Here is a 25,277-nt window from a genome sequence, read left to right on the forward strand (position 1 = left end):
TGAGTAATTGGGGGGAGCGGATGGCAGCCACGCCGGTCGAGGAACAGCAAGGCGAATATCGTGCCACCGGCTACGCCTGGTACGTGCTGGCGATCCTGTTCGTCGTGTACATCCTCAATTTCATCGACCGGCAGGTGATCTCGATCCTCGCCGAGGATATCAAGCGGGACCTCGGCCTGCGCGACGAGGACCTGGGCTTCCTCTATGGCACGGCTTTCGGTGTCTTTTACGCGCTGTTCGGCATCCCGCTCGGCCGCCTCGCTGACAGCTGGCACCGCGTGCGCCTGATCAGTGGCGGCCTTGCGCTCTGGTCGACCATGACGATGCTGTCGGGCCTGTCGCGGTCCGGCGGCCAGCTGGCCGCCGCGCGTATCGGCGTCGGCATCGGCGAGGCGACCGCCAGCCCGTCGGCCTATTCGCTGATCTCGGATTATTTCCCCAAGAAGCTGCGCGGCACCGCGCTCTCGATTTATTCCGCCGGCATCTATGTCGGCGCGGGCATCTCGCTCTTCATCGGCGGCCTGATCGTTCAGAGCTGGAACGCGGCCTATCCGAACGGCGGCCCATTCGGGCTGGTCGGCTGGCAGGCCGCGTTCATGGCCGTCGGCTTCCCCGGCGTCATCCTTGCACTGTGGATCGCCACCATCCGTGAACCGGTGCGCGGCCTTTCCGAAGGCCTGACGCAGCCGCCGCACCCTGCGCCGTTCAAGGCGTTCTTCGAAGAATTGCTGACGATCATCCCACCGCTAACGCTGATCGGCGCGGCACGTTGCGGCGGCAGGACGCTGATGTGGAACATCGTCGGCTTGGCCGTCACCGTGGCTGCAGTCGTCTTGCTGGTCAGCCTGGGCGAACCGCTGCCACAATGGATCGCGGTCGGCATCGGCTGCTATGCGGTTTTCTCCTGGGCTATCACCCTCCGCCACCGCGACGCGCCCACTTTTGCACTGATCATCGGTACGCCCGCATTTCTCTGCACCGTCGTCGCTTACGGCCTGAACGCCTTCCTCAGCTATGCGGCAGGCTTCTGGGCCGCGCCTTATGCGATGCGCGACCTCGGCATCTCACCGGCCGAGGCCGGGCTGATCCTGGGCGGGCAAGGCGCGCTGTCCGGGTTCCTCGGTGTCACCATCGGCGGCATCCTCGGTGACAAGTTGCGCCAGAAGCACCCCGGCGGCCGCCTCATCATGGTGGCGCTGGGCGCCGTGGTACCGACGCCGTTCCTGGCGATCGCCTTCACCACCGATACGCCGATCATCCTCTACGTCTGCCTCTTCATTGCCCAATTCACCGCCAGCTGGGCCTTGGGTAATTCCGCCGCGACGACGCAGGATCTCGTCCTGCCGCGTATGCGTGGAGCGGCCACCGCCACCTATTTCATTGGCACGACGCTGCTTGGCCTCGCGCTGGGGCCGTATCTGGCGGGCCGCGTCTCAACGCTTACCGACAGTCTCTCGACCGGCATGCTGTCGCTGCTCGTCACCGTGCCGATCACCCTCGGGGCCTCGATCGCGGCGTTCAAGCTGGTGCCGCGCGCCGAAGCCACGCGCGAGGAGCGGGCCCGGGCCGCGGGCGAACCGGGTCTCGATCCCGCCTGATCCGCCGATGGCGCGCGTGATCCTCCGGTTGGCCGCGCTCGTCGCAGCGCTGCTCCTCGCGCTGCCGCTTCATCTGCTGTGGCGGCTGTTCCGCCTGCCGTCGCCATGGCCGCGCCTGTTCCTGGGCGTACTCGGCCGGATCATCGGCGCGCGCGCACGCACTGTCGGTACGCCGCTGAAGCGCGACGTCGTGTTCGTCGCCAATCACTTGAGCTGGATGGATATCCCGATCCTCGCCGGGCGCACTGGCACCGCTTTCGTCGCCAAGGCGGAGCTTCGCGAGGTGCCGCTGGTTGGCTGGCTGTGCACGCTGAACCGCACGCTCTTCGTCCGTCGGGAGGATCGCATGGCGGTCGCCGACCAGATCAACGCCTTGCGCGACGCACTCGCGGAAACCTGGGCGATCGCCATCTTCCCCGAAGGCACCACCGGCGACGGCACGGCGCTGCTGCCGTTCAAGGCCGCCCTCCTCGCGGTGCTCGATCCCCCGCCGCCGGGTGTCCTCGTCCAGCCGGTCCGGATCGATTACGGCGCCGCCACCGGTGAACTCGCCTGGATCGGTGACGAGCCGGGCCAATCGCATGCGCTGCGCGTGCTTCGCCGCCGCGGCACCTTCACGGCCACCCTCACCTTCTGCGATCCCTTCGACCCGCACGATTATCCGGGCCGCAAGGCCACCGCTGCCGAGGCGCGCGCACGGATCGCGGCGGCCGGTGGCGGAGAGGCGCCGCGCGCGCTATAGGCGCGGCCCCATGAAGCCTACCCCCAAAACCCCAGCAACGCCAAAGACCTTCGCGGTCAAATCGTTCGGCTGCCAGATGAACGTCTATGACGGCGAACGCATGGCCGAGTTGATGGCGGGCGAGGGCCTGACCCCGGCCGACGCCGCAGACGCCGATCTGGTGGTGCTCAACACCTGCCACATCCGCGAGAAAGCGACCGAGAAGGTCTTCTCGGACATCGGGCGGCTGCGCAAGGATCGCCTCGGGCGCGGCGAACAGGCGCCGATGATCGCGGTCGCTGGCTGCGTCGCCCAGGCGGAGGGGGAGGAGATCGTCCGCCGCGCGAAGGTCGACGTGGTCGTCGGCCCGCAAGCCTATCACAATTTGCCGAAGCTCGTCGCCGCCGCCGCTGCCGGCACCGCCGCGGTCGACACCGACATGCCGATCGCGTCCAAGTTCGGCGCGCTCCCCGCACGCCGCAAGGTGGGACCCACCGCCTTCCTCACCGTGCAGGAAGGCTGCGATAAGTTCTGCACATATTGCGTGGTGCCCTACACGCGAGGTGCAGAGGTCAGCCGCTTCTTCACCGCGATCGTCGACGAGGCTAGGGCATTGGTAGACGCTGGCGCGCGCGAGATCACCTTGCTTGGGCAGAATGTGAACGCGTGGGAAGACGAGGATGGCCGCGGCCTCCACGATCTTATCCGCACGCTGGATCGCATCCCCGGCCTCGCGCGGATCCGCTATACGACCAGCCATCCCAATGACATGAAACAGGGCCTGATCGACGCCCACCGAGACGTCGAAAGCCTAATGCCCTTCCTCCACCTACCGGTACAGGCTGGCAGTGATCGCGTGCTGAAGGCGATGAACCGCAGCCACACGCGCGACTCGTACCTGCGCCTGCTCGATCGCATCCGCGCCGCCCGGCCGGACATCGCGCTCTCCGGCGATTTCATCGTCGGTTTCCCCGGCGAGACGGAGGCGGAGTTCGCCGAGACGCTGAGCCTCGTGGATGCGGTGGGATACGCGCAGGCGTTCAGCTTCAAGTACAGCCCGCGCCCCGGCACCCCCGCTGCCGATCTCGACGGGCAGATCCCGCAAGACGTGATGGATGATCGGCTACAGCGCCTGCAAGCTGCGCTCAACCGCGATCAGCATGCCTTCAACCGCAGCACCGTGGGCCGTACGTGCGACGTCCTGATCGAACGCGCCGGCAAGCATCCGGGCCAGATGCTGGGCAAATCGCCGTGGCTGCAATCCGTTCATCTTTCCGGCGCCCACGCGATCGGAGACTTGGTGTCGGTCACCCTGGTTCAGGCGGGCCCGAACTCTCTTGCTGGTGTCCCGAAGCTTTCTTTTGTCGCGTGACTTGAACGGGCTGACGATGGTCTCCGGGGTGCAAAGTTCTCCGGTCGCACACGAAAGGGATACACCTTTTACATCGCACAACGTCGGTCCCTTCATCGATCATGGCCCCGGACTGCCGCGCCATCGTTGCGGTACTTCCGGGCCTTTTTCGTGACGGAACGAAAGGGGCTTACGCGAACTTGTTGGCGCTGTCAGAAATGGCACGGATGACGCGCCGCCAAGGAGCAAGATGAGCCGCAAGCCCGTACCCGCCCAGCCGGGCGATCGCAGCCGTACCGAACTCACCTTCGATCGGCCCCAATTGCTGAGCGTGCTCTTCGGCCAGTACGACCGAAATCTCGTTGCGCTCGAAAACCGCCTCGGCGTGTACATTACGGCTCGGGGCAACCGCGTCGGTCTGGAAGGGAGCGCCGAACAGGTCGCGCTCGCCCGCGACGTGCTGAACGATCTGTATCAGCGCATCCAGCGCGGCGAGGAGATCGATGGCGGCCTCGTCGATGCCTCGATCGCCATGGCGTCCGAACCGACGCTCGACGGCATCATCTCTGCCGAGCGCAGCAACGGCGGCCCGCCGTCGATCATGATCCGCACGCGCAAGAAGACGATCGTGCCGCGCACGCCGGCGCAGGCGCATTACATGCGCGAACTGGTCAGCAACGACATGATCTTCGCGCTCGGCCCGGCGGGTACCGGCAAGACGTATCTGGCGGTCGCGCAGGCGGTGGCGCAGCTCATCACGGGCAGCGTGCAGCGGCTGATCCTCTCCCGTCCCGCCGTCGAGGCAGGCGAGCGGCTCGGCTTCCTTCCGGGCGACATGAAGGAGAAAGTCGACCCGTACCTGCGCCCGCTCTACGACGCGCTCTACGATTGCCTCCCCGCCGAGCAGGTCGAGCGGCGCATCGCATCGGGCGAGATCGAGATCGCGCCGATCGCCTTCATGCGCGGCCGCACGCTCGCCGACGCCTTCGTCATCCTCGACGAGGCGCAGAATACCACGCCGGCGCAGATGAAGATGTTCCTTACCCGCTTCGGCCAGAACAGCCGGATGGTGATCTGCGGCGATCCGAACCAGACCGATCTTCCCGGCGGCGTCGCGGCAAGCGGTCTTGCCGATGCGACGATGCGGCTGGAAGGCGTCGAGGGTATCTCGCTCGTCCGCTTCAGCGCGGCTGACGTGGTGCGCCACCCGATCGTCGGACGGATCGTCGAGGCCTATGAGGGCCGTGAAGCCTGATCGGCGCACGCAAAGTCGCTCCACAAGCGCCCGGATTTGATGCACACAGGCAGGACATGATCGAAATTGCTTTGTCGACGGACGAGTCCTGGCCAGGCGGGCCGTGGGAGGAACTCGCCACCGCCGCCGCACGTGCCGCCGTGGGCGCCACCCCGTACGGCACCATCCTCACCACCGACGCCTCGGTCGAAATCAGCGTCCGGCTGACGTCGGATGACGAGGTGCACGCGCTGAACCGGCAGTATCGCGACAAGGACAAGCCCACCAACGTCCTGTCCTTCCCGATGGTGCAGCCGGACCTGATCGACACCGTCAGCCAGAATTCCGACGACGGCGAGGTGCTGCTTGGTGACATCGTGCTCGCCCGCGGTGTCTGCCTTGCGGAGGCGGCGGAGCGGAACATCTCCACCGAGGATCATCTCTCGCATTTGATCGTGCACGGCACGCTGCATCTGCTAGGTTATGATCACATGACCGACGAAGAGGGTGATGCGATGGAGGCGATCGAGCGTGACGCGCTCGCCACGCTTGGCATTGCGGATCCCTACGCCATACGAGAGGACTAAGTGTCCGAAGACCGAAGTAGCGCCGGAAACGGCGACTCCAATGAATCCGGCATCTGGCGCAGCTTGCGCTCCCTCATTTTCGGCGACACGTCCGAAGGGCGGCTGCGTGATCAGCTGGAAGATGCCATCGATCGTCACGAGGACGATCCCGCGCCAGAGGCAAAGGGCGATCTGACGCTTCTGGAGCGGCAGATGGTCCGCAACCTGCTCCATTTCGGCGAGCGCGATGCCGGCGACGTCGGCGTGCCGCGCGCCGATATCATCGCGATCGAGGAACAGACGACCTTTGCCGAGCTGGTGAACGTCTTCGCCGACGCTGGCGTCAGCCGCCTGCCGGTCTATCGCGAACGGCTCGATACGATCGTCGGCATGGTCCACATCAAGGACGTGTTCACGATCCTGGCGAGTGGCGCCCCGCACCCAGCGGACATTTCGGCACTGATCCGTCAGCCGCTGTTCGTGCCGATGAGCCGCGGCGCGCTGGATCTGCTTGCCGACATGCGCCAGACCCGCGTCCACCTCGCCATCGTGCTGGACGAATATTCCGGCACCGAAGGCCTCGTCACGATCGAGGATCTGATCGAGGAAATCGTCGGTGAGATCGAGGACGAGCATGACGAGGCGCCCGCACGCCTGCTGTTCCCGCTTGAGGGCGGCGCCTGGGAAGCCGATGCCCGCGTCGAACTCGAGGATATCGGGGAGGCGGTCGACGAGCGTCTCGCCGAGGCGGACAGCGACGTCGATACGATCGGCGGCCTGACGGCAGTGCTGGCCGGCCGGGTGCCCGAGCCCGGCGAGTGGCTGGACCATCCGAGCGGCTGGAAGATCGAGGTGGTCGATGCCGACGAGCGACGCGTCAATCGCGTGCGCCTTCACCCGCCGATCCCCGAGCCGGAGGACGAGTAACGCCGTTAGTGGCGATCACCCCCGGGGCGACCGGGGGGCGATCCAGCCGTCAGCGGAAATTGTCGGCGTAGCTCTGCAGCTTCAGCTTGCGCTCGGGTGCGGGGATCACGGTGTAAGGGATTCCCTCGCGTTCGGCGTAGGCGATTGCTGCCTCCCGCGTCGGGAAGCCGAGCCGAACCTGCTCGCGCGTCTCCGCCCCGCCGGCCCAGCCGGTCAGCGGATCGGGCCGCTTGGGGTCGTCGGACGCGAAATCCAGCTGCCAGAGGTCGGTGCGAGACTTGCCCGATTGCATGGCATTCTTCGGGCGCTGATAGATGCGGGCGGTCGACATGGGCCTGCCTTACCGCGAACTGCGCGCGCGTGCATCGGCATTTTTCGTCCGAAGCGTCGCCGCCGCGCTCGCCGGATCGTCCGGCCAAGGATGGCGCGGATAACGGCCGCGCATTTCCTTCGCCACCGCGGCCCAGCTGCCGGCCCAGAAACCCGGCAGGTCGCGCGTCGTCTGGATCGGTCGACCGGCCGGCGAAGTGAGCGACAGTACCAGTGGCACACGCTCGGCGCCGATCGTGGGATGCTCCGCCAGCCCGAACAGCGCCTGCACGCGCAGCTCGACGCGCGGGCCGCCTTCCGCAGCATAATCGATCGGGTGGCTGCTGCCCGCGGGACTGGTGAAATGCGACGGGGCGATCCGCTCGATCCGCTGCTGCTCGTCCCAGGAAAGCAGCCCGCGCACCGCCTCCCTGAGCGCACCCGCGGGGATGGCATCCAGCCTACGCCGCCCCGCCACCAGCGGCGGCAGCCACTCGTCGAGCCGCTCGAGCAGCGCCTCATCGTCGAGCGGCACGCCCGCATAAACAGCGCGCTGGCGATACGCCGCCATGTCCTTGCTCCACGGCAGCAGCGCCAGCCCATGCTCCCGTACCCCCGTCACCAGCGCCGTCTCGAGCGCGACGGGATCGGCATCGCTGTCAGGACCGCCGGACAGGCGTATCGCCCCCAGCCGCCGCTCGCGCACCGGCCGCACCCCGCCGGTCGCGGGGTCGAAATCGGCCGTCCGTCGCGTCTCGATCCGGTCGGCGAACAGCGCCTCCACGACCGCCTCCTCGATCGGCGCGGCGGAGAGGATCCGCGCGCCGGCCGCCATGCCCTGCGTTTCCGCTACCGTCAGCCAAGGTTCGCGCGCCAGCGACGCGGTCGGATCAAGCCGGAACCCACGCCCGCCCACCGAGGCCCAGCGCTCGCCCGACGAATCGCGTCGCTTCGCCACCCGATCGGGAAAAGCGAGCGCCACCGCCACCTCGACTCCGCTCGCGCTTGCCAGATCGAGCACCGGCGAGCGCTCGCCGCCGCCACGCGGCACCGCCCGCGCCCAGCGCTCGGCGAGCTTGCGCGCCGCTTGCGCCTTAGGGGAGCGGTCACTGCGCCAGCGCCGTAGCCGCAATTCCAGGTCAACGTCGCTACCGCCAAGCCCGCGCTCGCCGAGCAGCACCGCGACTTCGGCTGCCACGCCGCCCAGCCCGATCTCGCCTGCGCGCAGCAGCATGTGGGCGAGCCGCGGCGGCATCGGCAGCGCGGCCATCGCCCGGCCGTGCGCAGTCGGGCGGCCGGCATCGTCCACCGCGTCCAGACTCGCCAGCCGCGTCTGCGCCTCCGCCACTGCGGAGGCCGGCGGGGGGTCGATCCACTTCAGGTCGCGCGGATCGGCAACGCCCCAGATCGCGCTTGCCAGCACCAGCGCGGAAAGGTCCGCTTCCAGTATCTCCGGCGGGTCGAAGCGCGGCAACCCCGAGGTCGCCGCTTCCTCCCACAGGCGATAGGCGACACCCGGCCCCTGCCGCGCCGCGCGCCCCGCACGCTGCGTCACTGCCGCCTGGCTTGCCCGCTCGGTCACCAGCCGGGTCATCCCCGCCGCCCGGTCGTAGCGCGGGCGGCGCGCCAGCCCCGAATCGACGACGATGCGGATTCCGTCCAGCGTCAGGCTCGTCTCCGCGATCGAGGTCGCCAGCACCAGCTTGCGTCGTCCATCCGGCTCGGCGCGGATCGCCGCGCGCTGCGCTGCCGGGTCGAGGCTGCCGTGAAGCCGGTGAAGCGCCACGCCGGCGATCCCCTCCAGCCGCTCCGCCGTCCGCTCGATCTCCGCCACCCCCGGCAGGAAGGCGAGCACGCCGCCCTCCGCCTCCGACAGCGCCTGCCGCACCGCCGCCGCCACCGCGTCCTCGATTCGTTCATGGGTGCGGCCGACGTGGCGCAGCGCCAGCGGCCAGCTTCGCCCCTCGCTCTCGATCACCGGCGCGCCATCCATCAGCGCGGCGAACCGCGCCCCATCGAGCGTTGCCGACATGGCAAGGATGCGCAGATCCTCGCGCAGGCCGCCTTGCGCATCCAGTGCCAGCGCCAGCCCGAAGTCCCCGTCGAGGCTGCGTTCATGCACCTCGTCGAACAGCACTGCGGACACGCCCGCCAGTTCCGGGTCGCGCTGGATCCGCGCGGTGAAGATCCCCTCGGTGACGACGGTGACGCGCGTCTCGGCCGATCTCTTCGTGTCGAGCCGGGTCGCATAGCCGAACGTCCGCCCCACCGGCTCTTCCGCCAGCGCCGCCATCCGCTCGGCCGCTGCTCGCGCTGCCAGCCGCCGCGGCGACAGCAGCAGGATCTCGCCAGTGCACCATTCCTCGCCCAGCAGCGCCGGCGCCACCGCCGTCGTCTTGCCGGCGCCTGGAGGCGCGACAAGCACCGCTGAGGAACGTGCGCGCAGCGTCTCCAGCAGATCCGGCAACACCGCGTGGATCGGCAGCGCCTCGCTCATCGCGCGCCGCCGTTCGGCCGACGCGTCGGCTTAGCGCCCGTCGTGGTGGCAGCTGTCGCCGGGCTCGCCGGTCGTGGTGATGGTCTGGCGCTTGAAGTCATAGGTTTCGCTGAAGCGCAGGTAGCGCGGCTTGCTGCCGGTCTTCCAGTAGACGTTCCGCCTGACCGTCGTGCCGTCGCGCACATGCGACGCGTAGGACAGGGTCACGCCGTCTTTGTCCGTGCTGCGATCCAGGAACAGCGGCGTGCCGGCAGTGGAGATCCGCCGCCGTTCGCCGCCGGCATCGGAGAACAGGGTATTACCGGACAGCGTGAACGTCGTCATCCGGGGTGAAGGAAGGCCGCCGATCTTCAGATGACAGGTCATGGCCAGCGGCGCCGCCTGCTGTGCCGCGGCCGGGACCGCGACAAGCCCCGCTCCAACAACCAGAGCTCTGCCGATCATCGCCCGCCTCCTCCTCTTGCCGCGGAGGATACGAGCGGTGCCGGCGAAGCGTTCCAACGTTGCAACCGAGGAGCGTGCGGCGCCCCTTCCCCCTACACGTGGGTGGCGAGCGCCTTCAGATCGGCCAGCGGCCGCGCACCGAAGTGGCTGATCACTTCCGCCGCGCACACCGCGCCAAGCTTCAGCGAACGTTCCAGGTCCCAGCCCTGCGCCTGGCCGTGGAGGAAGCCGGCCGCAAACAGATCGCCCGCACCGGTGGTGTCGACCACCTTGTCGACCGGCGCCGCAGGTACCCGCACATGCTCGTCACCGGCAATGGCGCAGGCGCCCTCCTCGCTCATCGTCACGACGAGCAGCGGCACCTTGCCCTTCACCGCGGCGATCGCGGCATCGGCGTCGGCCGCCTCGGTCAGCGAGATGATCTCCGCCTGGTTGGCGAACAGAACGTCAATGAGGCCATCCTCGATCAGCTGGAGGAACGCCGCGCGGTGGCGGTCGATCACGAATTCCGCCGACAGGGTGAAGGCCACCTTGCGACCAGCGGCCCGCGCCACGTCGATCGCGGCACGCATGGCAGCGCGCGGCTCTTCCGGGTCCCAGAGATAGCCCTCGAGGTAGAGGTACTTGGCATCCGCGATCAACGTGCGGTCAAGCGCCGCTTCGGGCAAATAGTGCGACGCGCCGAGGAAGGTGTTCATCGTGCGCTGGCCGTCCGGCGTCACGAAGATCAGGCAGCGGCCCGTGGTCGGGCTGCCCGGCCGCGCCTCGGTATCGAAGCGGATGCCGGCCGCCCGGATGTCATGCGCGAAGACATTGCCCAGCTGATCGTCGGCCACCTGGCCGATGAAGGCGCACTTGCCGCCCAGCGCCGCCATGCCTGCGATCGTGTTCGCCGCCGAACCGCCGGACACTTCCTGCCCCGGGCCCATCTTGGCGTAGAGCGCGTCCGCTTCCTCGGGTGAGAAGACCAGCGCCATCGCGCCCTTGGTCATGCCATTGTCGGCAACGAAGGTATCGGTCGCGGGCGAAAGAATATCGACGATGGCATTGCCGATCGCGACGATGTCGTAAGCAGGCTGGGTCAAGAAGAGCGGTCCTGGAACAATGCCGCTCCTTGGCGCCGATCACCGCCTGCGTGGGTCGCACGCAACGGCGGGACAGGCTCATCCGGAACGGGTTGAGGGTTGCGCGCGCCGTAACTGTGCCCAGTCCCTTGCGCAACTGGCGGGTTGCGCGCAATTCCCGCCGCAATGCTCGGTGCCTTCGCTCTCAGCCTCGGACAGCTCGGCGATCGTGCGGTGCTCGGCGTGCTCGCGCGCAGCATCGCGCTGACGCTGGCGCTGTTCCTCGTGCTTGGCGCTGGCGTCTGGTGGGGCATGGATGCATTCCTCGCCACTTGGTCGTGGGGCAATGCGCTTGCCGCCGCGGCATCGGTGGTGGTCACCGCGCTCGCGCTCTGGCTGCTGTTCCGCGCTGTCGCGGTCGCGGTCGTCGGCCTGTTCGCCGACACGATCGTCGCCGCGGTCGAGGCGAAATATTATCGTGACGCGCTGGCGAGCGCCCGCGATGTGCCGCTCGCCGTTTCGCTGCGGATGGGCATCGGCTCCGCGGTTCGGTTCGTCGCGATCAACCTCCTGCTGCTGCCGCTCTATGTGGTGCTGCTCGCAACCGGCATCGGCACCGCGGCACTGTTCCTCGCGGTCAATGCCTGGTTGCTCGGCCGCGACCTCGGCGACATGGTCGCGGCGCGCCATTTGTCGCCTGCCGATATGCCGGCGTGGCGCCGCGCCACTGCGGCACGCCGCTTCCTCCTGGGGCTTGCCGCAGCAGGCCTGTTCCTCGTGCCCGTGGCCAACTTCCTCGCGCCGGTGCTCGGCGCGGCGATGGCCACGCATCTGTTCCACCGGAGTCGTCGATGAAGTTTCTCGCCCCCGCTGTCATCCTCCTGCTCGCCTCGGGCTGCGCCACCGCGCCCGGCGGCGGGGCAGTGCCGGCGGATCGCGTGCCACTCCCCTTCACCAGCGCTGGCCTCGAGCGCGTGATCGGGCAGGACGCCGCCGCGCTTACCCGCCTGTTCGGCGCGCCGAATGCCGATGTGCGCGAAGGCAACGCCCGCAAGCTCCAGTTCCAGAGCCGGATCTGCGTGCTCGATACCTATCTCTATCCCAAGGGCTCGTCCGAGCCCCGCGTCACCTATGTCGATGCGCGCCAGCCCGATGGCCGTGCGATCGATCGCGCCAGCTGCGTCGCCGCGCTCACCCGCCGCGAAGGCGGGAAATAGCCCACCCGGCGGCTTCCGCCACCACCGGATCAGGATCGTCCAGCAGCCGGGTGGCGGGAGCGATCAGCGCCGCGTCGCCGCTGTTGCCGGCCGCGATCAGGCAGTTGCGCATCATCCGGTTGCGCCCGATCCGCTTGATTGGCGATCCCGAGAACACCTGGCGGAACCCCGCGTCATCCAGCGCCAGCAGGTCGGCAAGTTCCGGCGCGGCGAGCTCGGCGCGCGGCGCGAATGCCCGGTTCGCCCGCCCCGTCGCGGCGAACTTGTTCCACGGGCACACTGCCAGGCAATCGTCACAACCATAGATGCGATTGCCCATCGCATGCCGGAACTCGTGCGGAATCGGGCCGGCATATTCGATCGTGAGGTACGAGATACACCGCCGCGCATCCAGCCGATATGGCGCCGGAAAGGCGTTGGTCGGGCAGGCCCGTTGGCAGGCGTCGCACGATCCGCAGGAAGGCTGGCCCGGCTGGTCGGGCTCCAGCGCAATGGTGGTGTAGATCGCGCCCAGGAACAGCCAGCTGCCGTCCGTGCGGCTGACTAGGTTGGTGTGCTTGCCCTGCCATCCGAGGCCGGCTGCTTCCGCCAGCGGCTTCTCCATCACCGGCGCGGTGTCGACGAACACCTTCAGGTCACCATCCGCGACCGTCACCAGCCACCGCGCGAGCGCCTTCAGCGCCTTCTTGACGACATCGTGGTAATCCGCGCCCTGTGCATAAGTGGAGATGCGCCCGATGCTCCCCTCGCCGGCCAGCCGCAGCGGGTCCTCTGCGGGGGTATAGCTCATGCCGAGGGCGATGACGCTCTTCGCCTCCGGCCAGAGCCCAGCGGGCGATTCGCGATGGTGCGCACGCGCCTCCATCCACATCATGTCGCCGTGGCAGCCCTCGGCCAGCCACTGGCGCAGCCGTTCGCCCGCGCGCGGCGCGGCATCGGCGCGCGCGATCCCGCACGCCGCGAAGCCAAGCTCCGTCGCCTTCGCCTTTAACGCTGCTTCAAGCTTGTCTTGCGACATGACGCCCCGCTACCACGAGACGCCTGCGAAGACACGTCCGCCTCGCCAGCGCACGTTACGAGGATAGTGAACGACGTGTCCGATCCCGCCATCATCGCCAGCGGTCTGGTGAAACGCTTTGGTGACCGCCCCGTCGTGGACGGCATCGATCTCGTCGTGCCACGCGGCGCCGTCTATGGCGTGCTCGGCCCGAACGGCGCCGGCAAGACGACGACGCTGCGCATGCTGCTGGGCATCATCGAGCCCGACAGCGGCACCCGCACGCTGCTCGGCACGCCGCATCCGCGCGACGCCAGCGACCGGGTCGGCTACCTTCCCGAGGAACGCGGTCTTTACCCCGCGATGAAAGCGCGCGACGCGATCGCCTTCATGGGCGCCCTTCGCGGCCTGCCGTGGCGGGAAGGGCGCGCACGCGCCGGCACACTCCTCGAATCAGCCGGCCTGGGACATGCGAGTGACCAGAAGATCCGCAAGCTTTCAAAGGGCATGGCGCAACTCGTGCAGTTGCTGGGCTCGATCGTCCATCAGCCCGATCTCCTCGTCCTCGACGAGCCCTTTTCCGGCCTTGATCCGGTCAATCAGGAACGGCTGGAGGCGCTCATTCTCAAGGAACGCGATCGCGGCGCGACGATCCTCTTCTCCACCCATGTCATGGCCCACGCCCAGAGATTGTGTGATCGGCTGGCGATCATCGCCGGCGGCAAGCGCCGGTTCGAAGGCACGGTCAACGAGGCGCGCGGCATGCTCCCGCAACAGGTCCATTACGTGCCGCACTTCCCCAATCCGGGCCTCAGCGAACAACTCCCGCGGGATGCGGTGGCCGATGGCGACGGCTGGACGTTCGAGCTCCCGCGCGAGGGGATCGAAGGGCTGCTGAAGCGCCTGATCGACGCTGGCTATGGCATCTCCGGCCTCTCGATCGAGCGCCCGGGTCTGCACGAGGCATTCGTGCGGATCGTCGGCGAAGCCGCTGCTGCGCCCGCCGCGCCGGAGCACGCCGCATGAGCGCCTCCGGCAACATCCGCCGGCGCCTGCGCCAAACGCTGACGATCGCACGCCGCGATTTCGTCGCCACGGTCTTCACGCCGATCTTCCTCCTGTTTCTCTTCGCGCCCGTCATCATGGGCTCGTTCGGCGCGATCGGCGGCCTTGGCGCCGCCTCGGTCTCCGCCGGCTCTGCGGACAAGGAGCGGCTGGTGGTGATCGCGTCGCCTGCGGAAGCCGGGGCGCTCGTCGCCGCCGATCGCGCATTGCGCCCGCTGTTCAGCGCCGATGCCAGGCCCCCCGTGCTCGATCTGCGCCCGTCGGCCAGCAACGTCTCGCACCAGGCACGCACCGCGCTCGACTCACGCGACGTCGACGTCGCCGCCGTGATGAGCGGCCCGCTTGAGAGACCGCAGATCCTTTACGGCCAGAGCCGCCGCCCCGCGCTCTATCTCGCCGCGCTCGCCGAACAGGCCCTGCGCATCAACCGCAGCGGCGTAGAGCAGGTGAGCACGCCGATGCTGGTACGTGCCGAACGCAGTTCGCCATCGCTGGGCGGGCGCAACGCCTCGGGCTTCTTCGCCGTGTTCGGCATCTTCTTCCTGACGCTGTTCCTCTCCGGCCAGGTCGTCGGCACCATGGCGGAGGAGCGCAACAACAAGGTCATCGAGGTGCTCGCCGCCGCGGTGCCGCTGGAGAGTGTCTTCCTCGGCAAGCTCCTCGGCATGTTCGGCGTCGCGGTGCTCTTCGTCGCCTTCTGGGGCACGATCGTCAGCCAGATCGGCGCGCTGCTCCCGGCCAGCGCCGGCATTGCAGAGCTTACCCCGGCAGTCGGCTTCGGCACCTTCGCGATCCTCTTCGCGGCCTATTTCACCACCGCCTATCTGCTGCTCGGCTCGGTCTTCCTTGGCGTCGGCGCACAGGCATCGACGATGCGCGAGATCCAGATGCTCTCGCTGCCGATCACCATCCTCCAGGTGGCGATGTTCGCGCTCGCCTCGGCGGCGGCGTCGAACCCGGACGGCTGGGTCGCGCGCGTTGCGGAATGGTTCCCGCTTTCCTCGCCCTTCGCCATGGCCGGCCGCGCCGCGAACTCGCCCGAAATCTGGCCGCACATCGTCGCGCTTGCCTGGCAATTGCTGTGGGTGGCGATCTTCATCTGGGTCGGCGCGCGGCTGTTCCGCCGCGGCGTGCTGCAATCCGGAAGCCCGGCTGGCGCTTGGAAGAGACGGTTTGGTCGCAACCGTAACGCGAAGGATCGCGCCACGTATTGACAAGACTGTCAGTTAGGTTTTCTCTCGCAACTGAAATAGACGCGGGAGAGAATTGATGGCGACGCTTGCCAAGAACGTGGCGGAAACGCGGGCAGTCGACCCCTTCGACGTCAGCCGGCCGGAACTGTATCGGGACGATACCTGGCGCGAACCCTTCGCAAAGCTGCGCGCCGAGGCGCCCGTCCACTATGTCGCGGATTCCGAATTCGGGCCGTACTGGTCGGTCTCCTCCTACAAGCCGATCGTCGAAGTCGAATCGCTTCCCGATCTCTATTCCTCGGAAGCAGGCGGCATCACGATCGCCAATTTCGACGCCGAGGATCCCAACGCGGTGCGCATGCCGATGTTCATCGCGCGCGATCGCCCGGTCCACACGGCGCAGCGCCGAACGGTTGCGCCCGCCTTCACCCCGTCGGAAATGACGCGCCTCTCCTCCGACATCCGCCGCCGCACCGAAGAGGTGCTCGATACGCTCCCCTGGGGCCAGCCCTTCGACTGGGTGGACACCGTCTCGATCGAACTCACCACGCAGATGCTGGCGATCCTGTTCGACTTCCCGTGGGAGGATCGCCGCAAGCTCACCTTCTGGTCCGATTGGGCCGGCGATATCGAGATCATCAAGAACCCGGATCTGCGCCAGCAGCGGCTGATGCACATGTATGAGTGCGGCACCTATTTCCGCGGCCTCTGGAACGAGAAGCTGAACAAGCCGCCGCAGCCCGATCTCATCAGCATGATGATCCATTCCGATGCCATGCGCGAGATGGACGACCATGAGTTCCTCGGGAACCTCATCCTGCTGATCGTCGGCGGCAACGATACGACGCGCAACACCATGTCGGGCCTCGCCTATGGCCTCGACAAATATCCTGACCAGCGCGCCAAGCTGGAGGCTGATCCCTCGCTTATCCCCAACGCCGTCAGCGAGATCATCCGCTGGCAGACGCCGCTCGCGCATATGCGCCGCACGGCGACGCAGGATACCGAGCTGATGGGCCAGCAGATCAAGGCCGGTGACAAGCTCGCCATGTGGTACATTTCGGGTAACCGCGACCAGAGCGTGTTTGGTGAGGACGCCGACAAGCTGGTCGTCGATCGCCCCAACGCCCGCCGTCACCTCGCCTTCGGCCACGGCATCCACCGCTGCGTCGGGGCGCGCCTCGCGGAGCTCCAGATCGGCATCCTGCTGGAAGAAATGGCCAAGCGGCGGATGCGCGTGAATGTCACCGGCGCGCCGGAGCGGGTCGCCGCCTGCTTCGTCCACGGCTATCGCAAGCTGCCGGTGGAAATCAGCAAATACTGATCGGCTGATCCCTGAGCCATTGCGGCCGCCGCTCGTCCGGCGGCCGCTTTGCTTTGCCCCTGCCCGCCCTTATGAAGGCAGAGCAGGCGGAGGCGGGGGCATGGCCGACGGGTTTGAAGCAGGGGTTGATATCGTGACCGGCGGGCTGATCGGCCGCGCCGTGGAGCCGCACGCTGGTGCGTTATCTTCCGCGGACACGCACGCTCATCCTGCCAATTGTCTCAACTGCGGCACCGGCCTGATCGGCGCGCACTGCCACAATTGCGGCCAGTCGGCGCACGTGCACCGCACCGCCGGCGCGATCCTCCATGATATCGCCCACGGCGTGTTCCACTTCGAGGGCAAGGCCTGGCACACGCTGCCGATGCTCATCCGGCGGCCGGGCGAGCTTACCCGCCGCTACGTCGACGGCGAACGCGCGCGCTTCGTCTCGCCGCTCGCGATGTTCCTGTTCACCGTCTTCCTGATGTTCGCCATTGTGGCGAACCTGCCGGGCTGGAGCTTTGGCGGGCCCGACTTCCTGAAGCCGGGCCTGAACGGCGGCATTGCCGATGCGCGCGCCAAGCTGACGCAGGAGCGCACCCGCGCCGATGCCGAAGTGGCGAAGATCACGAAGTCCCTTGGTCGGGAGCGCGCCGCCGCCAGCCCCGATGCCGAGGATATCGCCCGGCTCGAACAGCGGCTCGCTAAGGCCACCGAATCGCGGCGCCAGCTGGCGGAGGCCGAACGGATCTTGCCGCTCGCCACCACCTTCGACGTTGAAGGTGCGCCCGCCGCGGACGGCGACAACTGGCTGCAGGCCAAGGTTCGCCACGCGCGCGAGAACCCGACGCTGCTGCTCTACAAGCTCAAGACCTCGGCCTATAAGTTCAGCTGGGCACTGATCCCGCTGTCGATCCCGTTCCTGTGGCTCCTGTTCCCCTTCAGCCGCCGCTTCGGCCTGTATGATCACGCGGTGTTCACCACCTATTCGCTCACCTTCATGTCGCTGCTGACGATCGCACTGGCGATCCTCGGCACGCTCGGCGTCTCGCCCGGCATCCTGTTTACCGCCGCAGTGCTGATCCCGCCCTTCCACATCTACAAGCAGATGAAGGGCGCGTATCGCCTCGGCCGCACCGGCGCGCTGGTGCGCACCACCTTGCTCGTGATGCTCATCGTCGGCGGCGTCGTCCCGTCCTTCGCGCTGCTGCTCCTCTACCTCGGCCTCGCCTGACGGGCGGCTGGTACACGTCACCCCGGCCTTGAGCCGGGGTCCCGCTTCTCCCTCAGTCACACTCACGCCGGCCCGCTACGGGCACAAAAAAGCGGATGCCGAGCCATCGCACGGCATCCGCCATTTATTCTCTAGCTCACCAGGCCCGCGCCACACCGGCGCGGCCCGGCGGCGCGTCAGGCGCCCGCCGGAGACGGGTTGCCGAACGGCCCCTGCGGGCGGTGCGTCTTGGGGATCGACGTGCCGACCGACGGGATCGCGGCCTTCTTCGGCCCCTGATCGATGCGGCCGATATTCTCGCCCGCGATCAGCTTCTTGATCTCGTCGCCCGACAGCGTCTCATACTCGAGCAGCGCGCCGGCCAGCAGGTGAAGCTGGTCGATGTTCTCGGTCAGCACCGTCTTCGCGCGTGACAGCCCGCCCTCGACGATCGTCTTAATCTCATGATCGATCAGCTGCGCCGTCTCGTTCGACATGTGCGTCGGCTGCGAGGACGAATAGCCTAGGAAGCTCTCGCCCTCGGGCTGTGCATAGTCGACCGGGCCGACCTTGTCCGACATGCCCCACTTGGTAACCATGTCGCGTGCGAGACCCGTGGCATATTGGATGTCACCAGACGCGCCCGACGAAACCTTGTCGTACCCGAAGATGATTTCTTCCGCGACGCGGCCGCCCATCGCCACCGCCAGGTTCGCGTACATCTTGTCGCGATGGTAGCTGTAGCTGTCGCGTTCCGGCAGGCGCATCACCATGCCCAGCGCGCGGCCGCGCGGGATGATCGTCGCCTTGTGGATCGGGTCGGACGCCGGCTCGTGCAGCGCAACGATCGCGTGGCCCGCCTCGTGATAGGCGGTCATGCGCTTCTCGTCCTCGGTCATCACCATGGAGCGCCGCTCGGCACCCATCATGACCTTGTCCTTGGCCTCTTCGAACTCGGCCATGGCAACCAGGCGCTTGCCCTTGCGCGCCGCCGTCAGCGCCGCCTCGTTGACGAGGTTGGCGAGATCCGCGCCCGAGAAGCCCGGCGTGCCACGCGCGATGGTGCGGCTGTCGACGTCCGGCGCCAGCGGCACCTTCTTCATGTGCACTTCGAGGATCTTCACGCGGCCCTCGATGTCCGGGCGCGGCACCACGACCTGGCGGTCGAAGCGGCCCGGGCGCAGCAGCGCGGGGTCAAGCACGTCGGGGCGGTTGGTCGCCGCGATGATGATGATGCCTTCGTTCGCCTCGAAGCCGTCCATCTCCACCAGAAGCTGGTTCAGCGTCTGCTCGCGCTCGTCATTGCCATTGCCGAGGCCGGCACCGCGATGACGGCCGACCGCGTCGATTTCGTCGATGAAGACGATGCATGGCGCGCTCTTCTTGGCCTGTTCGAACATGTCGCGCACGCGGCTGGCACCGACGCCGACGAACATCTCGACGAAGTCCGAGCCCGAGATGGTGAAGAACGGCACGCCCGCCTCACCCGCGATCGCGCGGGCAAGCAGCGTCTTGCCGGTACCGGGCGAGCCGACCAGCAGCGCGCCCTTCGGGATCTTGCCGCCAAGACGGGCGAACTTCGACGGGTCCTTCAGAAACTCGACGATTTCCTCCAGCTCCTCGCGCGCCTCGTCGATGCCCGCGACGTCGGCAAAGGTGACCTTGCCTTCCTTCTGCGTCAGCATCTTCGCGCGGCTCTTGCCAAAGCCCATCGCGCCGCCTGCGCCGCCACCCTTCTGCATCTGGCGCACCACGAAGAAAGCGATGCCCAGGAACAGGAGGAACGGCAGCGACTGGTACAGCAGCACCATCCAGATCGACGGGCCATCGTCGCGCTTACCCGAAATCTCGACGCCCGCCTTGCGCAGGCGGTCGGTAAGCTGCGGATCGCTCACCGGATCGGTGCGGAACTTCTCGCCGCTCGAAAGGGTGCCGCTGATCTGCTCGCGCGAGATCGTGACGTCCTTGACGGTGCCTTCATCGACCTTGTCGAGGAACTGCGAATAGGCGATCGACGTGCCGCCGCCAGCCGCAGTGCGGCCGTCGAACATCGTGACCACGATTGCCAGCGACAGCAGGATGCCCACCCAGATGAGCAGGCTCTTCATCCAGGGGTTGGGGCCATTGCCGCCGTTGTCGCCGCCAGACTGCTTGTCGTTGTCGTTCATGCGTTACCTTTCAACGCCTGCAATGTAGGCTGCGCGATGTTAATGGCAATGGAACGGAGCGCGGATTTCCGCGCCATTTCCCCGGTCAGAGTGATCGACGCGGCGGGGCGGGGCGGAAGTGCCAGCCGGTCTTGCGCGCCGCCGCGATCACCTCTGCGTGAGTCGCTCTTTTGCCCATCAGCAGCGAATCGAGCAGCGGCTCGATATTGGCGCCCGCCTCGAACGGGGGGGTGGTGATTCCGTGGTGCTCGCGCACGGTCGTGATCGCCCGCCGCGCCATCCGCCGCAGCGTGTCACGCGGCAGGTCATCGGGCACAAACGTCACGTTCCCCTCGGTCACCTGTGCCCGCTCACGCCACATCAGCGCGCCGATCGCCGCCAGGTCGCGCTCCGCCTCGCCCACCCAGGCCGCCGTGCGCGCCAGCGCCGGCGGATCGAGCCACTCGTTCTGGTCGAGCAGGCGGCGGTAGCGCGTACGGTCATGTCGCGGATCGGCGTTCGACGGGTCGTCGACGAACGACACGCCCTCGCGCCGCACGATCGCGCGCAGCGCCGCGCGCCGCCAGCCGAGCAGCGGCCGCACCAGCGTGGCCCCCGCCACCGTCGCTCGCGGCCGGATCGCCGCAAGCCCGGTGATGCCGGAGGCACGCCCGGCGCGCATCAAAAAGGTTTCGGCCTGATCGTCGGCATGATGGGCGGTCGCCACCGCCAGCGCCTTCATCTCCTCCGCCCAACCGGCCAGCAGCTGGTAGCGCGCGCGGCGTGCCTGCCCCTGCATGCTCGCGCCAGTGATCGGTGTCGCAACGGTCAGCGTCGTATGCGGCACGCCGAGCGCTTCGGCCTGCCCCGCCACCATCCGCGCTTCGCTCGCCGCACTCTCGCGCAGCCCATGATCCACCGTTGCCGCGATACAGGCCTGCGGAAAGGCGCGCGCCGCCAGCACCAGCAGCGCCATGCTGTCCGGGCCTCCAGATACGGCGACGCCAATCGGCCGCGCGAAGCTCGGCGCCTCGCCGGTAAGGGCGATCAGATCGGTGCGGAAACGCTCGACATCGGCCGGGTCGGCCACCCGCTCACTTGCACTTTGCGGAGGTGCGGGCGCGCGCGACATTGTCCTTCATGCCCTGGCCGATCTTGTCGCCATAGACATCGCTCAGTTCGCCATAGACCTTGCACGCATCCGCCGGCTTGTTGAGCTTCAAGAGCGCCTGGCCGAGGAAATAGAGGCTCTCGGGCGCACGCTCGCCATCCGGATATTTCTTGTAATTGTCGTAGAAGGCGATCGAGGCGAGGCTTGGCTTGCCGTCGTCGAGATATGAGCGGCCAAGCAGGTTCTGTGCGTAGCTCGCGCGGCGCGACCGCGGGTAAGTCGCCACCACCTTCTTCAGCTGCTCCGCCGCCTCGGCGTAGCGCTTCGCCGCCCACAGACGGTAGCCGTAGATATATTCGTCCTCGTCCGGCTGGCCGGTCGAGGGCTTCTCGATCCCGCCCGCTGCTGCCGGGCGCGCGGCGGGCGTCGTTTCGCCGAGCTGCGCCTCAAGGCTCCCTGGCGGGCGAATGCCGGGGCGCGCCGGCGTGGTGCCGGTCGCGCGCGGTGGCGGCGGCACGACGGGGCCTGTCATTTCGACGCCGCCACCCATCGGCACGGGCGCACCGCTGCTCAGCCGCGCGTCGGTGGATTGCTTGTAGGCGTTGAACTGCTCTTCCAGCTGCCGCAGCCGGAACTGCGCCTGCTCGATCTGCCCGGTCATCGAAGCGATCTGCGATTCCAGCGATGACACGCGCTGCGTCAAATCGTCGACCGCGCTCGACGAGGGCGCGCCGATCACCTCGCGCGGCGTCTCGGTCGGGCGTACCTGCGGCTCGAGATACGCGCCTGCGCCGCCCGGGAACACCTTGCGCTGCACCGCGCGCATCTCGCTCTCGAGCTTGCCCACCCGGCCTTCCAGCCCCGACTGGGCGAATGCCGGCGTCGCGCACCCAGCCAGCGTGACGGCGATCAGGAACTTACGCATCAACGACACCCCCCGGCATGATCTTGCCAGCGCGCTATAGCTAGCTTCGCGATCCTGTCTCCAGGCTTAAGGTTGCGCGGGATCACTGCCCGATCCCGCAAATGCCGGCGGCACGGCCGTGTCGGTGCGGCGCACCGGCACCGCGGCCGGCGCCATAGCGGCGCTCGCCGTCTCGGCCTGGCCGTTCGACTTGGCGAGCAGCGCCGCCGCACCCACCGGCACGTTCTTGATCGGGCGCTCGCCCGTGCCGAGCGGCGGCAGCACCGATCCGTTCAGCGTCACCTGCAGCTTGTCCGGCCGGCCGACGTTGATCATCGGTGCGTCCGCATCCGGCGGTACGTCGAACCGCTCGCCCTTCTTCAGCGTGCCGGTGAACAGCGTCTTGTCCGCCTTGTCGTAGACGCGCAGCCACACCTCGTCGGTCGCCACCAGCGCGACCTGGCCACCGCTCGCCGGGCTCGGCGCGGTGGATGGCTGCGCTGCCGGCACCGCGACTGCGACGGAGGGCGCGCCCGCGGGCGCATCCGCATCGCCGCCGCGCATCAGCCCGGTCGCGAACCAAAGAACCGCCAGCACGACGATCGCCAGCGCGACGCCGGCAGCCGCAATCACCAGCCCGCGGCTCGGCACGCGCGTCGGATCGGCGACTTCATACGGTTCGTAGCGCGGCTTCTCGCGCGGCGCGTTCATCGCTTCGACGCGCACGTCCCGCGCCAGCGCCACCTCGTCTTCGCCGACCGCGCGGGCATAGGCCCGGACGAAGCCGACGGCGTAGGTGGAAGACGGCAGCGCCCCGTAATTGGATGCCTCGATCGCCTCGAGGTGCCGCAGCGGCACGCGCGTGCGTGCCGCGATTTCGGACAAGGACATGCCAAGCCGCTCGCGAGCCTCGCGCAGCCTCTCGCCGACGGGTTGGGGAAAGAGCGTCGCCTTCTCGCCGCGCTCGGCCTCAGTCATTCAGATCTCCGCTCCGGGCGGATCGACCCTGTCCACCCTTGCCCCCGCACGTGTCACAGAGCAGGCTACCTGTGTCAATCGAGCCACACCGCTTTCGTTTGACGGTTCACCGCAATTCGGCGTGACTTCGGCCCGGCAGGATAGCCCGACGGGGCAACTCAGCCCAGTTCAACACCTTGCGCCTCGGCCCAGTGCGACAAGGCGCCGCGCATGTCGCGTGGCGGGTCCGCCAGCAGGCGCGTCATCTCCGCGGTGATGGCGGCGCGATCGAGCGACCGGATCATCGCCTTGATCGGGCCAACCGCGGCAGGCGTGATGGAGAGGCGCTCGATGCCGATGCCGATCAGCGCCAGCGCCTCCAGCGGCCGCCCACCCATCTCGCCGCATACGGCGAGCGGCACGCCTGCCGCACGACACGGTTCGATCACGCGCGCCAGGAAGCGCAGGATCGAGGCGGAAAGCCAGTCGTACCGCTCGGCGAGCTTCGGATTGGCGCGATCCGCCGCAAACAGGAACTGCGTCAGGTCGTTGGTGCCGATCGACAGGAAATCCACCTGCGGCAGCAAGAGGTCCAGTTGATAGGCAAGGCTCGGCACCTCCAGCATCGCGCCATAACGCACCTCCAGCGGCAGGCGGCGGTTGCGTGAGGCGATCCACTCGCGCTGCTTCTCGAACAAGGCGCGAGCCTCGGCGAATTCCCAAGCCTCGCTGACCATCGGGAACATGACGTTCAGCGTCCGCCCCGCCGCCGCTTCCAGCAGCGCGCGCGCCTGCGCCTTCATCAGACCGTTGCGCTCCAGCGCCAACCGCAGCGCGCGCCAACCCATCGCCGGGTTTTCCTCGTCGGCATGGTCCTGCGTCAGGTACGGCAGCGCCTTGTCCCCGCCAATATCGACAGTGCGGAAGATCACCGGCCGGTCGCCGGCCACGTCCAGCACCTCGCGGTACAACCGCTGCTGGCGCTCGCGCTGCGGCAGCGTCGCGCTGACCAAGAACTGGAACTCGGTGCGGAACAGCCCGATCCCGTCGGCGCCGGTCACGTCCAGCGCTGCGACGTCATCGCGCAGGCCCGCATTCACCATCACGCGGATGCGATGGCCGTCCTTCGTCTCGGGTGCCACATCGCGCAGCGCGGCATAAGCAGCGCGGCGCTTCTGGCGCAGCGCCAGCTTGGCCTCGAACGCTTCCTCCATCGCCGTCGACGGGCGAACGAGCACCGATCCCTCGCCAACGTCCAGCAGCAGCAGGTCGCCTTCCACGATCACCCGGCGCACGTCCCGCACCCGGCCAAGCACGGGCACGCCCATCGCGCGCGCCACAATGGTGACGTGCGCGGTCAGCGATCCTTCCTCCAGGATCACGCCCTTCAGCCGCCGGCGATCGTATTCCAGCAGTTCCGCCGGCCCCAGGTTTCGCGCGATCAGGATCGTGTCCTGGCGAAGGCCCATCTGCGCCGCCGTGCCCATCTGACCCGAAACTATCCGCAGCAGGCGGTTCGACAGATCCTCCAGGTCGTGCATCCGGTCGGCGAGCAACGGGTCGTCGATCTGCCGCATCCGCTGACGCGTGCGCTGCTGCACGCGCTCGATCGCCGCCTCCGCGGTCAGCCCGCTGTCGATCGCCTCGTTGATCCGCCGTGACCAGCCCTCGTCATAGGCGAACATCTTGTACGTCTCGAGCACCTCCTCATGCTCGCCGCCGACGCCGAACTCGGCCTCGCGCGTCATGCGGTCGATCTGCTCGCGCATCTTGTCGAACGCGGCATAGACGCGGTGGCGCTCCGCCTCGGTGTCCTCCGCCACGGTATGCTCGATCACGATCCGCGGCTGGTGGAACACCGCGTATCCGGCGGCCATCCCGTCGACGAGCTTCTGGCCGGGCAGCCGCACCGTCGCGGTCGACTGCTGCGGCCGATCCTTCGGACCACCCTGGTCGATGAGGCCGGCATTGGCGATCAGCTCGCTCAGCACCATGGCGACGGTCTGCAGCGCCTCTATCTCGACATCGGCGTAGCGGCGCGGCTCGGCATGCTGCACTGCGAGCACGCCGACCGAACGCTCACGCCGGATGATCGGCACGCCGGCAAAACTGTGGAATCGATCCTCGCCCGTTTCAGGCTTGTAGGCGAAATCGGGGTGGCTCGCCGCCTGGTCGAGGTTCAGCACCTCGCCCGTTTCCGCGATCGTCCCGACCAGGCCTTCGCCCAGCGCCAGCTTCGTGACGTGCACCGCCGCCGGGTCCAGCCCGCGCGTCGCGAACAGCTCCAGCACCCCTTCGCGCAGGAGGTAGATCGAGCAGACTTCGCTATCCAGCGCCTCGCCGATGATGTCGACGACCTGGTTCAGCTTGGCCTGCGCATTGGTACGCGCGGCCATCACGTCATGCAGATTGACCAGGATCTCGCGGGCGGAGGCGGCGGCGGAAAGCGGCATGGG

Annotated in this window: 22 protein-coding genes; 12 read left to right on the forward strand and 10 right to left on the reverse strand. The window is 68.0% G+C overall.

Annotated features, from left to right (window positions below):
- Positions 1 to 20: 20 nt before the first annotated feature.
- The 6 genes from ACH0AE_RS13305 (at position 21) to ACH0AE_RS13330 (ending at position 6,397) form a co-directional block, all read left to right on the forward strand.
- On the forward strand, positions 21 to 1,598 hold the full coding sequence (locus ACH0AE_RS13305) for an MFS transporter (RefSeq protein WP_294442191.1): 1,578 nt from the start codon (positions 21 to 23) through the stop codon (positions 1,596 to 1,598).
- Positions 1,599 to 1,605: 7 nt separating this feature from the next.
- Positions 1,606 to 2,340, forward strand: coding sequence for a 1-acyl-sn-glycerol-3-phosphate acyltransferase (locus ACH0AE_RS13310; RefSeq protein WP_294442152.1), 735 nt, complete (start codon positions 1,606 to 1,608; stop codon positions 2,338 to 2,340).
- 10 nt (positions 2,341 to 2,350) lie between these two features.
- Positions 2,351 to 3,691 carry a tRNA (N6-isopentenyl adenosine(37)-C2)-methylthiotransferase MiaB gene (miaB, locus tag ACH0AE_RS13315; RefSeq protein ID WP_294442151.1) on the forward strand — a complete coding sequence of 447 codons (1,341 nt, stop codon included), beginning with the start codon at positions 2,351 to 2,353 and terminating at the stop codon, positions 3,689 to 3,691.
- 229 nt (positions 3,692 to 3,920) lie between these two features.
- Positions 3,921 to 4,925, forward strand: a complete 1,005-nt coding sequence (locus ACH0AE_RS13320) for a PhoH family protein (RefSeq protein WP_294442150.1) — start codon at positions 3,921 to 3,923, stop codon at positions 4,923 to 4,925.
- Between the two features lie 56 nt (positions 4,926 to 4,981).
- A complete protein-coding gene (gene ybeY / locus ACH0AE_RS13325) occupies positions 4,982 to 5,491 on the forward strand; it encodes an rRNA maturation RNase YbeY (RefSeq protein ID WP_294442149.1) in 510 nt (169 codons plus the stop codon).
- Complete coding sequence (locus ACH0AE_RS13330; RefSeq protein ID WP_294442148.1) at positions 5,492 to 6,397, forward strand: hemolysin family protein; 906 nt, start codon at positions 5,492 to 5,494, stop codon at positions 6,395 to 6,397.
- A 49-nt stretch (positions 6,398 to 6,446) separates the two neighbouring features.
- Here ACH0AE_RS13330 and ACH0AE_RS13335 read toward each other — a convergent pair whose 3' ends face one another.
- From ACH0AE_RS13335 to ACH0AE_RS13350, 4 genes are all read right to left on the reverse strand, one after another.
- Complete coding sequence (locus ACH0AE_RS13335; RefSeq protein ID WP_294442147.1) at positions 6,447 to 6,728, reverse strand: ETC complex I subunit; 282 nt, start codon at positions 6,726 to 6,728, stop codon at positions 6,447 to 6,449.
- A gap of 9 nt (positions 6,729 to 6,737) precedes the next feature.
- On the reverse strand, positions 6,738 to 9,203 hold the full coding sequence (gene hrpB / locus ACH0AE_RS13340) for an ATP-dependent helicase HrpB (protein WP_294442146.1): 2,466 nt from the start codon (positions 9,201 to 9,203) through the stop codon (positions 6,738 to 6,740).
- A gap of 30 nt (positions 9,204 to 9,233) precedes the next feature.
- Positions 9,234 to 9,647: a hypothetical protein gene (locus tag ACH0AE_RS13345; protein ID WP_406875792.1), complete on the reverse strand. Its 414-nt coding sequence runs from the start codon at positions 9,645 to 9,647 to the stop codon at positions 9,234 to 9,236.
- 92 nt (positions 9,648 to 9,739) lie between these two features.
- The gene (locus ACH0AE_RS13350) at positions 9,740 to 10,732 is read right to left on the reverse strand and encodes an adenosine kinase (protein WP_294442144.1); all 993 of its coding nucleotides are present in this window, start codon (positions 10,730 to 10,732) and stop codon (positions 9,740 to 9,742) included.
- A 144-nt stretch (positions 10,733 to 10,876) separates the two neighbouring features.
- On the opposite strand from ACH0AE_RS13350, the gene ACH0AE_RS13355 reads away from it, so the two are divergent.
- Together ACH0AE_RS13355 and ACH0AE_RS13360 are read left to right on the forward strand one after the other, a co-directional pair.
- Positions 10,877 to 11,566 carry an EI24 domain-containing protein gene (locus tag ACH0AE_RS13355; protein ID WP_406875793.1) on the forward strand — a complete coding sequence of 230 codons (690 nt, stop codon included), beginning with the start codon at positions 10,877 to 10,879 and terminating at the stop codon, positions 11,564 to 11,566.
- Entirely contained in the window at positions 11,563 to 11,928 is a 366-nt protein-coding gene (locus ACH0AE_RS13360; RefSeq protein ID WP_294442142.1) for a hypothetical protein, read from the forward strand. Before ACH0AE_RS13355 ends, ACH0AE_RS13360 begins: the two co-directional genes overlap by 4 nt.
- Here ACH0AE_RS13360 and queG read toward each other — a convergent pair.
- The gene (queG, locus tag ACH0AE_RS13365) at positions 11,903 to 12,946 is read right to left on the reverse strand and encodes a tRNA epoxyqueuosine(34) reductase QueG (RefSeq protein ID WP_294442141.1); all 1,044 of its coding nucleotides are present in this window, start codon (positions 12,944 to 12,946) and stop codon (positions 11,903 to 11,905) included. The two genes, ACH0AE_RS13360 and queG, sit on opposite strands and share 26 nt — an antisense overlap.
- A 75-nt stretch (positions 12,947 to 13,021) precedes the next feature.
- Between queG and ACH0AE_RS13370 the strand changes: the two genes are divergently transcribed.
- The 4 genes from ACH0AE_RS13370 to ACH0AE_RS13385 all read left to right on the forward strand — a co-directional run bounded on the left by ACH0AE_RS13370 (position 13,022) and on the right by ACH0AE_RS13385 (position 17,723).
- Positions 13,022 to 13,951 carry an ABC transporter ATP-binding protein gene (locus tag ACH0AE_RS13370; RefSeq protein WP_406875794.1) on the forward strand — a complete coding sequence of 310 codons (930 nt, stop codon included), beginning with the start codon at positions 13,022 to 13,024 and terminating at the stop codon, positions 13,949 to 13,951.
- The gene (locus tag ACH0AE_RS13375; protein WP_294442139.1) at positions 13,948 to 15,204 is read left to right on the forward strand and encodes an ABC transporter permease; all 1,257 of its coding nucleotides are present in this window, start codon (positions 13,948 to 13,950) and stop codon (positions 15,202 to 15,204) included. The genes ACH0AE_RS13370 and ACH0AE_RS13375 overlap by 4 nt, the downstream gene beginning before the upstream one ends.
- A 55-nt stretch (positions 15,205 to 15,259) precedes the next feature.
- Positions 15,260 to 16,507: a cytochrome P450 gene (locus ACH0AE_RS13380; RefSeq protein ID WP_294442138.1), complete on the forward strand. Its 1,248-nt coding sequence runs from the start codon at positions 15,260 to 15,262 to the stop codon at positions 16,505 to 16,507.
- A gap of 100 nt (positions 16,508 to 16,607) precedes the next feature.
- Positions 16,608 to 17,723: a DUF3667 domain-containing protein gene (locus ACH0AE_RS13385; protein ID WP_294442137.1), complete on the forward strand. Its 1,116-nt coding sequence runs from the start codon at positions 16,608 to 16,610 to the stop codon at positions 17,721 to 17,723.
- A gap of 176 nt (positions 17,724 to 17,899) precedes the next feature.
- Here ACH0AE_RS13385 and ftsH read toward each other — a convergent pair whose 3' ends face one another.
- The 5 genes from ftsH to ptsP all read right to left on the reverse strand — a co-directional run bounded on the left by ftsH (position 17,900) and on the right by ptsP (position 25,274).
- The gene (ftsH, locus tag ACH0AE_RS13390; RefSeq protein WP_294442135.1) at positions 17,900 to 19,870 is read right to left on the reverse strand and encodes an ATP-dependent zinc metalloprotease FtsH; all 1,971 of its coding nucleotides are present in this window, start codon (positions 19,868 to 19,870) and stop codon (positions 17,900 to 17,902) included.
- 85 nt (positions 19,871 to 19,955) lie between these two features.
- The gene (tilS, locus tag ACH0AE_RS13395) at positions 19,956 to 20,939 is read right to left on the reverse strand and encodes a tRNA lysidine(34) synthetase TilS (RefSeq protein ID WP_294442134.1); all 984 of its coding nucleotides are present in this window, start codon (positions 20,937 to 20,939) and stop codon (positions 19,956 to 19,958) included.
- 4 nt (positions 20,940 to 20,943) lie between these two features.
- A complete protein-coding gene (locus ACH0AE_RS13400; RefSeq protein ID WP_294442133.1) occupies positions 20,944 to 21,885 on the reverse strand; it encodes an outer membrane protein assembly factor BamD in 942 nt (313 codons plus the stop codon).
- 66 nt (positions 21,886 to 21,951) lie between these two features.
- The gene (locus tag ACH0AE_RS13405) at positions 21,952 to 22,842 is read right to left on the reverse strand and encodes a helix-turn-helix domain-containing protein (RefSeq protein ID WP_294442132.1); all 891 of its coding nucleotides are present in this window, start codon (positions 22,840 to 22,842) and stop codon (positions 21,952 to 21,954) included.
- Between the two features lie 158 nt (positions 22,843 to 23,000).
- Positions 23,001 to 25,274, reverse strand: a complete 2,274-nt coding sequence (gene ptsP / locus ACH0AE_RS13410; RefSeq protein ID WP_294442131.1) for a phosphoenolpyruvate--protein phosphotransferase — start codon at positions 25,272 to 25,274, stop codon at positions 23,001 to 23,003.
- Positions 25,275 to 25,277: the final 3 nt, after the last annotated feature.

The organism is Sphingomonas sp. 179-A 2A2 NHS (assembly GCF_045371305.1).
In the GTDB taxonomy this organism is placed as follows: domain Bacteria; phylum Pseudomonadota; class Alphaproteobacteria; order Sphingomonadales; family Sphingomonadaceae; genus Sphingomonas.

Coding starts and splice junctions, on each gene's coding strand:
- ACH0AE_RS13305 (WP_294442191.1), top strand. CDS start 21: ATGGCAGCCACGCCGGTCGAGGAACAGCAAGGCGAATATCGTGCCACC.
- ACH0AE_RS13310 (WP_294442152.1), top strand. CDS start 1,606: ATGGCGCGCGTGATCCTCCGGTTGGCCGCGCTCGTCGCAGCGCTGCTC.
- miaB (WP_294442151.1), top strand. CDS start 2,351: ATGAAGCCTACCCCCAAAACCCCAGCAACGCCAAAGACCTTCGCGGTC.
- ACH0AE_RS13320 (WP_294442150.1), top strand. CDS start 3,921: ATGAGCCGCAAGCCCGTACCCGCCCAGCCGGGCGATCGCAGCCGTACC.
- ybeY (WP_294442149.1), top strand. CDS start 4,982: ATGATCGAAATTGCTTTGTCGACGGACGAGTCCTGGCCAGGCGGGCCG.
- ACH0AE_RS13335 (WP_294442147.1), bottom strand. CDS start 6,728: ATGTCGACCGCCCGCATCTATCAGCGCCCGAAGAATGCCATGCAATCG.
- hrpB (WP_294442146.1), bottom strand. CDS start 9,203: ATGAGCGAGGCGCTGCCGATCCACGCGGTGTTGCCGGATCTGCTGGAG.
- ACH0AE_RS13345 (WP_406875792.1), bottom strand. CDS start 9,647: ATGATCGGCAGAGCTCTGGTTGTTGGAGCGGGGCTTGTCGCGGTCCCG.
- ACH0AE_RS13360 (WP_294442142.1), top strand. CDS start 11,563: ATGAAGTTTCTCGCCCCCGCTGTCATCCTCCTGCTCGCCTCGGGCTGC.
- queG (WP_294442141.1), bottom strand. CDS start 12,946: ATGTCGCAAGACAAGCTTGAAGCAGCGTTAAAGGCGAAGGCGACGGAG.
- ACH0AE_RS13375 (WP_294442139.1), top strand. CDS start 13,948: ATGAGCGCCTCCGGCAACATCCGCCGGCGCCTGCGCCAAACGCTGACG.
- ACH0AE_RS13380 (WP_294442138.1), top strand. CDS start 15,260: ATGGCGACGCTTGCCAAGAACGTGGCGGAAACGCGGGCAGTCGACCCC.
- ACH0AE_RS13385 (WP_294442137.1), top strand. CDS start 16,608: ATGGCCGACGGGTTTGAAGCAGGGGTTGATATCGTGACCGGCGGGCTG.
- ftsH (WP_294442135.1), bottom strand. CDS start 19,870: ATGAACGACAACGACAAGCAGTCTGGCGGCGACAACGGCGGCAATGGC.
- ACH0AE_RS13400 (WP_294442133.1), bottom strand. CDS start 21,885: ATGCGTAAGTTCCTGATCGCCGTCACGCTGGCTGGGTGCGCGACGCCG.
- ACH0AE_RS13405 (WP_294442132.1), bottom strand. CDS start 22,842: ATGACTGAGGCCGAGCGCGGCGAGAAGGCGACGCTCTTTCCCCAACCC.
- ptsP (WP_294442131.1), bottom strand. CDS start 25,274: ATGCCGCTTTCCGCCGCCGCCTCCGCCCGCGAGATCCTGGTCAATCTG.